This window comes from Candidatus Leptofilum sp., assembly GCF_965223525.1.
Lineage (GTDB): Bacteria > Chloroflexota > Anaerolineae > Promineifilales > Promineifilaceae > Leptofilum.
The window spans coordinates 824,824-837,120 of sequence record NZ_CBDCWX010000005.1; the positions used below are offsets into that span (position 1 = coordinate 824,824).

14 protein-coding genes are annotated in these 12,297 nt (G+C 50.9%); 10 read left to right on the forward strand and 4 right to left on the reverse strand.

Annotated elements, in window-relative coordinates; translation table 11 throughout:
* Nucleotides 1–11 precede the first annotated feature (11 nt).
* Nucleotides 12–1,196, forward strand: coding sequence for an acyl-CoA dehydrogenase family protein (locus ACOQPM_RS09025; protein ID WP_420628924.1), 1,185 nt, complete (start codon nt 12–14; stop codon nt 1,194–1,196).
* A gap of 101 nt (nt 1,197–1,297) precedes the next feature.
* Nucleotides 1,298–1,585, forward strand: coding sequence for a hypothetical protein (locus ACOQPM_RS09030; RefSeq protein ID WP_420628925.1), 288 nt, complete (start codon nt 1,298–1,300; stop codon nt 1,583–1,585).
* 50 nt (nt 1,586–1,635) lie between these two features.
* Here the strand turns inward: ACOQPM_RS09030 and ACOQPM_RS09035 are convergent, their stop codons facing one another.
* The 3 genes from ACOQPM_RS09035 to ACOQPM_RS09045 all read right to left on the reverse strand — a co-directional run bounded on the left by ACOQPM_RS09035 (nt 1,636) and on the right by ACOQPM_RS09045 (nt 3,680).
* Nucleotides 1,636–2,331, reverse strand: coding sequence for an SDR family oxidoreductase (locus tag ACOQPM_RS09035; RefSeq protein ID WP_420628926.1), 696 nt, complete (start codon nt 2,329–2,331; stop codon nt 1,636–1,638).
* 2 nt (nt 2,332–2,333) lie between these two features.
* Nucleotides 2,334–2,447: a nuclear transport factor 2 family protein gene (locus ACOQPM_RS09040; protein ID WP_420630522.1), complete on the reverse strand. Its 114-nt coding sequence runs from the start codon at nt 2,445–2,447 to the stop codon at nt 2,334–2,336.
* A 156-nt stretch (nt 2,448–2,603) separates the two neighbouring features.
* A complete protein-coding gene (locus ACOQPM_RS09045; protein WP_420628927.1) occupies nt 2,604–3,680 on the reverse strand; it encodes an alpha/beta fold hydrolase in 1,077 nt (358 codons plus the stop codon).
* Between the two features lie 251 nt (nt 3,681–3,931).
* Between ACOQPM_RS09045 and mddA the strand changes: the two genes are divergently transcribed.
* The 4 genes from mddA to ACOQPM_RS09065 all read left to right on the forward strand — a co-directional run bounded on the left by mddA (nt 3,932) and on the right by ACOQPM_RS09065 (nt 6,738).
* On the forward strand, nt 3,932–4,693 hold the full coding sequence (gene mddA, locus ACOQPM_RS09050) for a methanethiol S-methyltransferase (RefSeq protein ID WP_420628928.1): 762 nt from the start codon (nt 3,932–3,934) through the stop codon (nt 4,691–4,693).
* Nucleotides 4,694–4,696: 3 nt separating this feature from the next.
* Nucleotides 4,697–5,590, forward strand: a complete 894-nt coding sequence (locus ACOQPM_RS09055) for an alpha/beta fold hydrolase (RefSeq protein ID WP_420628929.1) — start codon at nt 4,697–4,699, stop codon at nt 5,588–5,590.
* Between the two features lie 17 nt (nt 5,591–5,607).
* A complete protein-coding gene (locus tag ACOQPM_RS09060) occupies nt 5,608–5,811 on the forward strand; it encodes a hypothetical protein (protein ID WP_420628930.1) in 204 nt (67 codons plus the stop codon).
* 165 nt (nt 5,812–5,976) lie between these two features.
* Entirely contained in the window at nt 5,977–6,738 is a 762-nt protein-coding gene (locus tag ACOQPM_RS09065; RefSeq protein ID WP_420630523.1) for an NAD(P)-dependent oxidoreductase, read from the forward strand.
* 75 nt (nt 6,739–6,813) lie between these two features.
* Here the strand turns inward: ACOQPM_RS09065 and ACOQPM_RS09070 are convergent, their stop codons facing one another.
* Nucleotides 6,814–7,707, reverse strand: coding sequence for an AraC family transcriptional regulator N-terminal domain-containing protein (locus ACOQPM_RS09070; RefSeq protein WP_420628931.1), 894 nt, complete (start codon nt 7,705–7,707; stop codon nt 6,814–6,816).
* A 186-nt stretch (nt 7,708–7,893) separates the two neighbouring features.
* Here ACOQPM_RS09070 and ACOQPM_RS09075 point away from each other — a divergent pair, with 186 nt between their 5' ends.
* The 4 genes from ACOQPM_RS09075 to ACOQPM_RS09090 all read left to right on the forward strand — a co-directional run bounded on the left by ACOQPM_RS09075 (nt 7,894) and on the right by ACOQPM_RS09090 (nt 12,284).
* Nucleotides 7,894–8,727: an oxidoreductase gene (locus ACOQPM_RS09075; RefSeq protein WP_420628932.1), complete on the forward strand. Its 834-nt coding sequence runs from the start codon at nt 7,894–7,896 to the stop codon at nt 8,725–8,727.
* A 112-nt stretch (nt 8,728–8,839) separates the two neighbouring features.
* Complete coding sequence (locus ACOQPM_RS09080) at nt 8,840–9,454, forward strand: hypothetical protein (RefSeq protein WP_420628933.1); 615 nt, start codon at nt 8,840–8,842, stop codon at nt 9,452–9,454.
* 135 nt (nt 9,455–9,589) lie between these two features.
* A complete protein-coding gene (locus tag ACOQPM_RS09085; RefSeq protein ID WP_420628934.1) occupies nt 9,590–10,057 on the forward strand; it encodes a (2Fe-2S)-binding protein in 468 nt (155 codons plus the stop codon).
* Nucleotides 10,058–10,067: 10 nt separating this feature from the next.
* A complete protein-coding gene (locus ACOQPM_RS09090) occupies nt 10,068–12,284 on the forward strand; it encodes a molybdopterin cofactor-binding domain-containing protein (protein WP_420628935.1) in 2,217 nt (738 codons plus the stop codon).
* The last annotated feature ends 13 nt before the right edge of the window (nt 12,285–12,297 follow it).

Here is a 12,297-nt window from a genome sequence, read left to right on the forward strand (position 1 = left end):
GGAGTAAATAAATGCTGTCTCAAATGGAAAAAGAACCCAAGATAGTAAATGGTGCCAATGGTCATAGCCACATAGAAGATCGCCCCAAAACCGCGCAGGAGTGGCTCAACCTGATTCATGATTTAGGTACTGTCTTTGCAGAGCGCGAAGTTGTGCACGATCAAGAAGATAGTTTTGTGGAGCAAAATTATATTGAGTTGAAGCGACACGGGTTGCTTTCAGCGATTATCCCCGTTGAGTTGGGGGGCGGTGGCTTAAGCCATGCTGAAATGGCAGATATTTTGAGGACATTGGCACAATATAGCAGCTCAACCGCTTTGGCTAATTCAATGCACCAACATCTAGTCGCTGCTAACGTCTGGAAATATAAGAATGGCAAAGGTGCCGAAGCAATGTTGCGGAACGTGGTGGCAAACAATCCTGTCTTGGTTAGCACCGGTGCCCGGGACTGGTTGGAATCGAATGGAACGGCCGTAAAAGTTGATGGTGGCTATCTGGTTTCTGGCTACAAGGCTTTTGCCAGCCAATCTGCTACTGGTGATATTGCAGTGACTAGTGTGCCCTATCACGACCCTGAACTGGGTGGGCAAGTGCTCCACTTCCCGGTTCCGCTTAATTCTGAAGGCGTTTCACTAGTTGAAAATTGGCAGGCAATGGGTATGCGCGGCACGGGTTCCCACATGATAAAATTTGACGATGTTTTTGTACCAGAAACGGCCGTTGCCCTGAAACGGCCGCTTGGAGAGTATCATCCAGTCTGGAATGTGGTTTTGACCGTGGCAATGCCGCTCATCATGGCTGTATATGTTGGTATTGCTCAAAAAGCTGCAAAAATTGCCTTGGATCATCTGAAGCAGAAGGATACGCACAAAGCGTACGTACCTTCTTCTGTTGGCGCGATGAATAACCAACTCGTTGCCGCGGAAGTGCTGCATCAGGATATGCTTCGTCTGGCAAATAATTTTGCCTTTGAACCGACGGATCAGCTAGGGCATGAAATTTTGTCGCGCAAAACTTTGGTGGCAAATGCTGTTATCAATACCGTTACCCAAGCAATGGACATTGTCGGTGGACCTGGCTACTTCCGTAATTTTGGCCTGGAGAAATTGTTCCGTGATGTGCAGGCAGCCAAGTACCACCCACTGATGGAAAAAGACCAACAGATTTTCTCCGGTAACTACCTTTTGAGCGAGTAGCCTGAAACCTGAACTGGATTACAAAATTGCAAAAAGCTGGTATCTTTCAGGATACCAGCTTTTTTGTTAGAAAATTTTTGAAAGGAGCAAAGGAGAGGTAGATGGAAGATTCAACTCAGAAACGACTTTGGCAATTAGGCTGCGGCTGTTTGGGCATGGTAGGCTGTCTGATTTTGCTATTGATCTTGCTCGCATTGGTGGGCGTGATGCTATTTGGTTTGATCTTCACAGCTCCGCCGCTGGAATTTATGAGCGGATTCAATGACTTTTTGGGAAATGATGTGGGTTGGCTATTGGCTGTTCTTATTATTTTAGCTTTGGTTGTCGGCGGTTTTGGTGGTGCCTTTGTTGGCAAAACAATTGCCGATGCGCGAGCCAACAGCTCATAAGGAGAAAGTTATATGGGAAACGGCCGTTTCTCCCCTCTCTCCCCTCTTACTCACCACGCAATGGGCTTGCCATCCCGAAAAAAGCCACCCGTCGGCCCGTCATCCGGCAACATCGCCGCCCAGACAATCCCTTTCGCGCCATCGGCCACAGGTCGCCCACCGCTGCCACCCATATCAGTCGCTACCCAACCCGGACAAATCGCGTTGACCAAGATGCGGTCGCGGCGCAATTCATCCGCCAGCATCAGCGTGAGCGCGTTGAGCGATGCTTTGGTCATGCTGTAGGCGGGTGTGCCACCACCCATCCCGTTAAGCGCACCACCGCCGCTGCTCACATTCACAATGCGCGGGTGTGGGCTTTGGCGCAGCAGCGGCAGAAAGGTTTGAATCAACTGCCAAGGGCCATACACATTTGTTTCAAACGTCTCCCGCACCATTTCTAAATCCGCATTGATGGCTCGCTGCCAGGTGTCGTAGTTGATGGCGGCATTGTTGATCAGCACGTCGAGGCGGCCAAATTCTTGCACGACTCGTTCATGCAGTGCGACAACGCTTGCCGGGTCAGCCACATCGAGTTGGGCGGGAACGAGATTGTTGCCCAACTCGTTAACCGCCGCCTGCGCTTTCTCCAACGAGCGTGCCGTCAACAGAACGGTGTAGTCTTGTGCCGCCAGTTGGCGGCTCACTTCTTTGCCAATGCCACGATTAGCACCGGTGACGATTGCAGTTGGTTGGTGTGTGGACATAGTTATCTCCAGTAGTGGGTGGCGAGCAAATGGGCATCACATTCAGCACTGTTACCCTGCACATCAACCACGTGCGAACTGAGTAAATGCTGCGTTGCTGTAAAACCGGGCAGCAGCCCTTCCTATAAATGAACCAATCAACGCATCGGATTTAGCCTTGACAGGCACAAAAAAGCCAATCAAGCTGCTGCAACACACTCAGCATCACAGGACGATGCTTTTCCCACGATGCTGTCGCCCCTTCAATGTCGGTGAAAAGAAAGACGGGCATGCTAAATCACCCCCAACTTGCGAGCATGGGCAATTGCCTGCGTCCGGTTACGAACACCCAACTTATTATAAATCTTACTCGTATACGCCTTCACTGTCCCCACTGAAAGCACCAAATCATCTGCCACCTGTTGATTCGTATACCCCGTTGCCAACAAGCGCAATACATCCAATTCACGCGGAGTCAGCGGATCAAGCAAGACAGGCCGGCTCTTCCCATCCTCAACTACTTCCTCCTGAAGAAACTGCTCTATCGCCTCAATCAACGCCTCTGTCTCCCCAAGCCACCACCAATGATCTTTACCCTCAAGCTCCACAAAAATAGCATTGGGAAGTTGCGACGCCATCCACCGCGCCCCCTCAATCCGCACCGCTTTATCATAAGTGCGGTGTAAAACAAGCGTTGCCACATGAATATGTGGCAATGCGGCACGAACATCAATGTCTCGCATCACCCCAAGCACATCACGAACACTCCCCGGCGTTGCCGCCAGCCTCATCATCTTCCCCCACCATTGCTGGAACGCTGGATCTTCCGCGTTAGATGGCGCAAAAGTATGCAAAGCAAACGGACTCCCCCAGTTCTCTATCATTGCTTCTAGCCAGCGATTATATTGATTGCGTGTCAACGCCCACGGGTAATCAAATTCCCGCACCCATTTGACCATCGCCCCATAGAGGATCAATTTTTCCACACGTTCAGGATAGGTGGCCGCAAAAAGTGCAGCAGCAGGGGCACCTTCCGATACACCAAATAAAACAACTTGACGACAACCTATCGTGTCCAGGATCATCAGCATATCGTCAAGCGTGTCCTCTAAAGTTGGTGGGCTCCCAATCCGATCAGACAACCCCACACCCCGCTTATCAAACAAAATAAGACGTCTATTAGTTGCAATTTGCATGATAAAACGGGCTAGTCCTTCATCTTCCCAATGAACATCGAGGTGCGAAAGGAAGCCATTGACAAACAAAACGGCTTGCTCGCCTGTTCCAATAATCTGATAGGCAATATGGACATCACCACTTTGCACATAATGTATTGCTGGCGGTTTGGGTAAATTATCAGAAGTTGCCATCTCTTTGCTCCAAAATGGGCTAAGCAAACCTCGACACATATCTTCAACAATCTGCGGAAAAACCTGACAGGTCTGCAAAAGGCATAGATCAAGATGCTTTCTCAATTCCACATAAACCAACCCTATCTATTAACTTTTGGCAGTATTGGAGTTGCACACCTCTCCCTATACTGATCCTCAAGTTCAACCGATTGCAAAGGTGTACCACACCCCAATTTGTGATGCAAATTCATCCACACAGGAGAAACTTTATGAAAAAATCTTTTATAACTCTTTATGGCCTGCTTGCTTATGGAACATTTTTATTCGCATTTTTGTATATGATTGGCTTCCTCGCTAACAGTGTTGTGCCGACAACGATTGACAATGGAACCAGTCATTCTCTCGCGCAAGCCATCCTAATCAATTTAAGTTTAATCACGCTTTTTGGAATGGCGCATAGCATTATGGCACGGAGTTGGTTTAAGGTATGGTGGACACGCATCATTCCGGAGGCAGCTGAGCGTAGCACCTATGTTTTACAAGCAGCTCTATTGTTGTTGCTCATTGTGTGGCAATGGCAGGCTTTGCCCACGTCACTCTGGTCAATTGAAAATGAAATGGGCCGGCTAGTTATCTGGGGTATTTTTTGGCTCGGTCATGTGATTACGCTTGTTTCGACTTTCTTGATTAATCATTTTGAGTTAACGGGGTTGCAACAGATTTGGTACTACTTGCGTGAGCAAGAGCCGCCGCCAATGACCATGAAGCAACCTTTTTTCTATCGAATTGTGCGCCATCCGATGCAACTGGGCTTAATTATCGGCTTTTGGGCAACGCCAGATATGACAGTTGGGCATTTGCTTTTTGCGGCAGTGATGACCGGTTACATAATGATTGGGTTGCATTTTGAAGAAAAGGCACTAGTACGCCAATTTGGCGACGATTACCGTCATTACCAGAATACGACCCCAAAACTTTTCCCCCGTTTCCGTCTGCGACGCCCTGTTAGTTGCCTAAGTTTAGGAGGATAATCCATGAAAACTATCAATTCTTTAACGATGTTCGAACCACAACAAACCGTTGTTTGTCTGCACGCGAGTGCTAGCACCTCACACCAATGGCACCCATTGAGCCAATGCTTAGCTAATAAGCCCTATCGTTTCGTTGCACCCGACCTTTATGGATATGGACAGGGGCCAAGCCCCAACGGTACGTTTTCAATGGACGATGAAGTTCAATTAGTTCTGGATAATCTTTATGATGATGAATCATTCCATCTTATTGGACACTCGTATGGGGGTAGCGTTGCTCTTCGGGTTGCCCAATGTGTACCTGAGCGTATTTTATCGCTCACGCTTTTTGAACCAGTCTCTTTTGGGTATCTCAAGGCCAACGATATGGTCACTTTTACGGCCGTTAAGAAAGCATTGGGAAAAACAGCCAAGTCTGTTGACAGAGGCGATTTCGTCGCGGCAGCCTCTCACTTCATAAACTATTGGTCTGGGGCGCAAGCGTTTGAACAAATGCCAAGCTCCCTACAAAAAATGATTGTGAACTGTATGCCAAAAGTGGGGCTGGAGCGTCAGGGGCTTTTTGGGGATTGTGTGGATGTTATGGAATTGGCTGCGTTGGCGATGCCAACCCTCTTACTATCAGGTAGGCAATCTACTAAGGCAGCACAGGTGCTCGTGGGTATTTTGCACCGAGCTTTGCCTAGTTCTGATTTGATTCGAGTGGCAAGGCTAGGTCATATGGCACCCGTGACAAATCCAGATGTTGTTAACCCTTATATCGTTGATTTTTTGGAGAGCATCAGTGAGGTGAAACGGCCGTTGGCAATGATTCCTTCAATAAAGCCCAAACCGCCCTCATCAAAGCAGGCAACCTTTGTCCAGCGTGCGGCAACGCATTTAGTTCAACGGCCGTAGAGTGCACGCGAGATGTGGTGGATATTGAGCCAATCCGCCCCACAGTCAATACCCACTATATCATCGAACGGCCGTTTCCTCACTCTCTTCTCCCACTCACCCCACCCACCGCCACCGTCGCAAACGACGCAAACCCAAAATGCCGCTTGTACTCTCGGCCAAATTGGAAAACGGCCGTTTCCCCCCTTATCTTCTTCACTATAATTTATGCAAGTAGATAAATGCACTATTGGGCAACAAAAGATATTGGAGGATCGCATTGATATGAAATTTGAGCAAATAGTCTGTGTTGACGAAACAGGCTTGACTCCTGAAGGGTACAATAACCTCCAACAATTTTCTAGCAACGCGATTATCCCGCTTCCAATGAGGAAATTATAAAGCGAATACAGGATGCGGATTGCGTTTTAGTAAGTTGGAACACGCCTATTTCAGCCGAAGTGCTGCGAGCAGCTAAACAATTGAAATATGTCGGTATGTGTTGTAGCTTGTATGATGCGTCATCAGCAAATGTGGATATTGAAGCGGCGCAGTCGCAAAAAATTACAGTTCGCGGTGTTCGGGATTACGGTGATGAAGGAGTTGTAGAATTTATCATTGCCCAACTTATTTCCCTGTACAAAGGGCTGGGAAAACACCAGTGGGGTGATGAACCTACGGAAATGACAGGCAAGCATCTGGGGATAATAGGTTTTGGCACGACCGGACAAATGGTAGCAAAGGCTGCATGTAGTTTTGGAATGCAAGTATGGTATTACAGCCGCACACGCCGAAAAGAGTTAGAAAGCAGGGATGTACGGTATGCGCCGCTTGATGAGTTGTTGGTATTTTCGGACGTGGTTACAACACACTTGCCCAAAAAGACAAATTTATTGGGCAAAAAAGAGTTTGAAAGAATGAAACCGGGTTCAATATTGGTCAACACATCGCTTGGCCCAACGTTTGAACCAATCGCATTTCGTGATTGGATTGAACAAGGGCACAACTATGCAATTTTTGATGCAGATGGGGCAGGTGGCTATGCAGAAATTTTCTCAAGCTATCCCAACGTTATCATCTCAAATAAGGTTGCGGGATGGACAGTAGAAGCAAGGAGCCGATTGACGCAAAAAGTGATAGCGAATGTCCGAGATTTTTTGTCGGAGTGATTGTGACTACGGTTTGATTTTTTGGAGGATGAGATGAGGAGGGAAACGGCCGTTTCCCCACTCTCTTCTCCTAACTCACCCCACCGCCACTGTCGCCGACGGCGCATAGCCAAAATGCCGCTTGTACTCCCGGCTAAACTGCGCCGGACTATTGTAACCAACCTGATAGCCCGCTTCACTCACCGTATATCCCTCTTTCAGCAATGTTTGTGCCCGAAATAGCTTCATCGCCTGAGCATACTTCACGGGCGAAACGTGCATCACCGCTTTGAAGCTGCGGTGGAAGCTGGAGGTACTCATATTGACCAAACGCGCCAGATACTCAACCGAAACTTTCTCATCAAGGTGGTTCTGAATGTGGTTGACAGCTCTAGCGATTTTTTGGATTTGTCCCCGCTGTTCCAGCAGATGACGAAAGGAACTGGCTCCTGGACGGTCGTCGCACAGGACGCGGTAGTAAATTTCGTCAATGATGGCCTGGCTTAAAATGGTGATGTCGCGGGGGTCGTCCAATGCCTCTAAAAGGCGGATGGTGGGGTCAAGCAATTTATGGTTGATGGGCGCGGTAAAGATGCCGGAAGAAACGGCCGTTTCCTTTTCCCCCAACGCTTCCCCAACCCCATCCATCTGCAGCAACAAAGTAGCAATTCGACTCAAATCAACCCGAATACACGCAGCCAGCAAGGGAGCTTCTGCGGAGGCTGCCAATACCTCAATCTCCAGCGACATGGGCAAAAACAGCGTCAAATAGCTGCCGACGCTGAAATCATACATTTCTCCGCCCACGTAACAGCAAACATTGCCCTGCCCCAAAACCACAATAAACGCCTCACACAACGTTTGCAGCCGCGCCCGCTGGTCAGAGGCCTTAAACAGCACTAGATCACGAATGGCTGACTCGTGAAAGCCCTCTTTTGTTGCCTGACGGCTCAGTAGCTCAGTTAAGGTTTGCTGCTTCAAGTTCATCATGTTTTTATCTCCAAATTTTATCTTTTTGCACAACTACATCGTAACAGAACGACGGCTCAAAGTATAGACAATTCCGCCAACGAAGCAGGATTGTGCAAACATTAGGCGCGTTTATGTATTCAAATAGATACCCGTCAGCAGTATAGTGTATGAAGCAAGCAGAAATGTTCAGATAAGGAAAGAATCATGAGTAAGCAAACAGAACCAATTGCCTTAGTCACTGGCGCATCAGGCGGTATCGGTAAATCAATTGCCGAAAAGCTGGCAGCCAATGGCTTTTATGTCTTTGCGGCCGCTCGCAGGATGGACAAGCTGGAAGCGATGCGGACGAGCCAGATTGAACCTTTAAAACTGGATGTGACGGATGAGGCGGCGATAGAAACGGCCGTTGCCCACATCACACGCAGCAAAGGCCGCCTCGATGTCCTCGTCAACAACGCAGGCTACGGCCTCTATGGCACTATCGAAGGTCTATCTCCCCAAGCTGTCGAGCATGTCTTTGCCGTCAATGTCCTTGGCCTGGGCAGAATGACACAGGCCATCCTGCCTATGATGCGCCAGCAGCGATCCGGCACCGTCATCAACATTAGTTCCGTCGTTGGCAAAGTGTCCATGCCCGGTTTAGGTTGGTATGCGGCCAGCAAGCACGCCGTTGAAGGGATGACCGATGCGCTGCGGCTCGAAGTCAAGCAGTTCGGCATCAATGTCGTGCTGGTTGAGCCGGGCGTTATTGACACGGGCTTTGAAGATGTGGCCGTAAATACGCTGGACAACAGCAATGAGCCGCCAGCCTATGCCCCAATGGTCGCCGCCTTCCGTCAGTCTGTCCGCGACAGCTATAAAAACGCGCCGGGGCCGGAGTTGGTCGCCCAAACGGTACTGAAAGCGTTGAGTAGCAACAGCCCCAAAGCTCGTTACCGCGTCGGGCGTGATGCCAAGCTGCTCATTACGGCTCGTCATCTGCTCGGTGATGGCTTGTTTGACCGAGCGGTAGGGAGCCGTGTAAAAGCGGGAAAGTAATTTGAAATAAGCAGAGCCATTTCTTCCGCTTTTACCTAAGTAAATCACAATTTCGCAGCTCATTTTTTATCAAAATACTTTTTGTGATTTACACAATATTAGGAGGTTAGTTATGCGACTAAGATTGAATCGCCCAGTTTTGTTTACGGCCGTTTTCCTCACCACCCTCCTCCTCACTGCTTGCCAAACAGAGGAACCACCACCTGGGACACCCGTCGGCAATCAACCCGCCGCCACCACTCAGTCTATAGATGGCGAACCATTCGACATTGTTATGAGCGTCTTGACCAGCCCCCGCTGTAGCAACTGCCACCCAACGGCCGATCAGCCGCTGCAACGCGACGAGCAGATTCCCCACCTCTTCAACGTGACACGGGGCGAGGAAAATCACGCTGGTCCCGTGCAAACCTGCGACACTTGCCACCATGAAGAAAACAACCTCTACAGCAACGTGCCCGGCGCGCCTCACTGGGGCTTGGCTCCGCAAAGCATGGGCTGGCACGGGCTAACCGATGCCGAGGTTGTCGCCGCTCTACTTGACCCAGCCAAAAATGGTGGCCGCACCCATGAAGATTTGCTGCACCACATGAGCGAAGACCCGCTGGTCTTGTGGGCGTGGGAACCGGGAAACGGCCGTACGCCACCCCCAGTTTCCCACGAACAATTTATTCAATCACTAGAAGCGTGGCTCGCTGCGGGTGCGCTAATACCGACGGAGACGGAATAAAACACCCGGCAGTTAAAACTGCGGACTACGCCAACAAAGTCGGCCTTCGCCGACTATAGCAGGCCATTTTTAGTCCGCGAAGGCGGACTTGGCAGTAGTTGCCGCGAATTTATTCGCTAAGAAAGGAGTTCAATCATGGAAATCAACTTCAAAATAAACGACAACCCCATCACCGTAGACGTTGACCCCAATATGCCCCTGCTGTGGGTTGTGCGCGACGAGCTTGGCCTAAAGGCCACCAAATACGGCTGCGGCCGAGGCATGTGCGGCGCTTGTTCCCTCCATGTGGATGGCAACCTCTTCCGCTCCTGTACCTACCCCGTGCAATTGGCTGAAGGCAAAGAGGTAATGACACTGGAGGGGCTTTCTGAAAGTGCGGAAAATCTGCACCCCGTTCAGCAAGCGTGGCTGGAAGAAAACGTCCCCCAATGTGGCTACTGTCAGCCGGGTTTTATGATGGCGGCGGCCAAGCTAATTATCGAAATCCCCAATCCCACCGACGAGGAGATCAAACAAAACATCAGCAATATCTGTCGCTGCGGTACGCATCCCCGCATCATGAAGGCTATTCGTCGCGCGGCTGAAATTAACCAGGGTAGTTAGGAGCTGAATCATGAGCAGAAAGAATGTACAGACAGAAAATGAACCAATCAAAAAACGGGGTCGTATCTCCCGCCGTGGCTTTCTAAAATTTGGCGGCATTGCTTTGGCTGGCTCCGTCGCCGCCATCTACTTTGGCCGCACTCCCTTAAGAAGGCTCGCGGCTGAGATCATCGCCGAGCAAGAGTTTGCCCACGGCATCAACACCCTGCAACCAGACCTCGTCTTTGAAATGCAGGCCGACAACAGCCTGCTGCTCAAAGCGGCCAAGGTGGAAATGGGACAGGGCATCTTTACTGGGCTGGCGATGCTGGCCGTTGAAGAGTTGGACATCCCGCTGGCACAGGTGAAAGTGATACCGAGTTCGACGGCCGAGGGCATGATTGATACGGCTGGCACATCGGGCAGTTCCACCACCAGCAGCCTCTATCAACCCATTCGGGAAACGGCCGCAACCTTTCGCGAAATGCTCAAGCTAGCGGCCGCTGCACAGTGGGGTGTTGCTGTCTCGCAGGTTCGCACAGACGCTGGCTTCGTCAGCGCAGGTGAGCGGCAAATGCCCTACATTGACGTGGTCAACAGCACCACCGAGTGGGAAATCCCCGACACGCCACCGCTGCGCCCGGCTTCATCTTTCAAAGTAGTGGGCACGGAGCAACCTCGCATTGATTTGCAACCGAAGGTGCTGGGCGAAGCCATCTACGGGCTGGATGCCGAGATACCCTCTATGCTCCACGCTAACGTGCTGAAATGCCCCTTTATTGGTGGCACATTGCAAAATCTGGACGTGGCCGCCGCTAAAGCCTTCCCCGGCGTGGTGGAAGTCATTCAACAGGATGATTTGGTAGCTGTGGTGGCTGAGAATCGTTACGCGGCCGAGATGGGCAAGCGGCAACTCAACGCGGAATGGACAGTGCCTAAAATTTGGCAGCAGCAGGAGCTTGATGACCTTGTCACGGTGGGAACGACATCACCTGTCAATATCCAGCGCGAGGGCAATGTCAACAGCCAATTTAACGGTGGGACAGAGACGCTGGTTGAAGCGGAATATCGTGTGCCCACAGGTGTTCACGCCCACATGGAGCCGAACGGGGCGATTGCTGATGTGCAGGGGGATAGGGTGCTCGTCATTACGGGAACGCAAGGGCCGGCTCGGGTTCAAAGTGGGGTGGCTCAAGCGCTGGGCATTGATGCTGAGAATGTGGAGGTGCAGCATGTCTACCTCGGCGGTGGTTTTGGGCGGCGCTTTTGGCTCGATCCTTCGCCCGATGCAGCGCGTCTTTCGCAAATGATGGGTCGTCCCGTTCACGTGCTTTGGGATAGGGAGACTGAATTTTTGTGCGGTGTGGTTCGACCGTCTACGCATCACACGCTGCGGGCGAAGTTAAACGGTGCGGGTGAATTGACAGCGATTGAACACAACGTCGCTTCTGGCGAGCAGGGGTTGGGGCTTATTCCCTTGCCATTTTCTGTTCAGCCAATCCTCGGCGCGGACTTGATGAACGTGGCGCATGGCGCATCCTTTCTTTACGAAGTTGAAAATCGGGATGCCACCGTCTGGCATATTGATGTGCCTTATGACACGGGGATTTGGCGGGCGATTGGGATGTTCCCGAATGGCTTTGCCATAGAGAGCTTTATGGATGAAGTGGCGCAGGCGGCGGGGCAAGACCCCTTTGATTTTCGTTTGGCTTATTTGCAAGGCTCGGATGAGAAGCTGCGCCGGATGCGTGATGTTTTGCAACGCCTGCGTGCAGAAAGCGGTTGGGATGATCCGAAGGCTGAGGGGGTTGGGCGTGGCTTGGCGATTGTCAATGACCGCCGCACGGTAGCCGCTTCGGTGATTGAGGTCAAGGTGGAGGAGGGCAAAATTCATGTGGTTCGGGTGACGTCGGCCATTGACCCCGGCGTTGTCATCAACCCCGAGGGGGTGCGGATGCAGGTTGAGGGGTGTGTGATGATGGGGATTGGGGCGGCGCTGTATGAGGAAACGGCCGTTAAGGACGGCCAATTCACCGCCAGCAACTATCACCAATACCCGATGGCAACCCTAGCCGATACACCTACTGAGATTAACGTCATCTTGCTTGAAGGCTCAGACAGACCATCGGGCGTGGGCGAGCCGCCTTTAGGACCTATCGCCCCCGCCATTGCCAACGCCATTTTTGATTTAACCGGTCATCGCTTGCGGCAGTTGCCTTTGCAGAAGGCGTTAACGGCCGTTATTTAAAAGAGAGACTGCG

What these genes read in the sequence shown, in the direction of transcription:
- ACOQPM_RS09055 (WP_420628929.1), top strand. Translation starts at nt 4,697, where the DNA reads ATGAAAACTATCAATTCTTTAACGATGTTCGAACCACAACAAACCGTT.
- ACOQPM_RS09090 (WP_420628935.1), top strand. Translation starts at nt 10,068, where the DNA reads ATGAGCAGAAAGAATGTACAGACAGAAAATGAACCAATCAAAAAACGG.
- ACOQPM_RS09070 (WP_420628931.1), bottom strand. Translation starts at nt 7,707, where the DNA reads ATGATGAACTTGAAGCAGCAAACCTTAACTGAGCTACTGAGCCGTCAG.
- ACOQPM_RS09045 (WP_420628927.1), bottom strand. Translation starts at nt 3,680, where the DNA reads ATGGCAACTTCTGATAATTTACCCAAACCGCCAGCAATACATTATGTG.
- ACOQPM_RS09030 (WP_420628925.1), top strand. Translation starts at nt 1,298, where the DNA reads ATGGAAGATTCAACTCAGAAACGACTTTGGCAATTAGGCTGCGGCTGT.
- ACOQPM_RS09080 (WP_420628933.1), top strand. Translation starts at nt 8,840, where the DNA reads ATGCGACTAAGATTGAATCGCCCAGTTTTGTTTACGGCCGTTTTCCTC.
- ACOQPM_RS09025 (WP_420628924.1), top strand. Translation starts at nt 12, where the DNA reads ATGCTGTCTCAAATGGAAAAAGAACCCAAGATAGTAAATGGTGCCAAT.
- ACOQPM_RS09035 (WP_420628926.1), bottom strand. Translation starts at nt 2,331, where the DNA reads ATGTCCACACACCAACCAACTGCAATCGTCACCGGTGCTAATCGTGGC.
- ACOQPM_RS09085 (WP_420628934.1), top strand. Translation starts at nt 9,590, where the DNA reads ATGGAAATCAACTTCAAAATAAACGACAACCCCATCACCGTAGACGTT.
- ACOQPM_RS09075 (WP_420628932.1), top strand. Translation starts at nt 7,894, where the DNA reads ATGAGTAAGCAAACAGAACCAATTGCCTTAGTCACTGGCGCATCAGGC.
- mddA (WP_420628928.1), top strand. Translation starts at nt 3,932, where the DNA reads ATGAAAAAATCTTTTATAACTCTTTATGGCCTGCTTGCTTATGGAACA.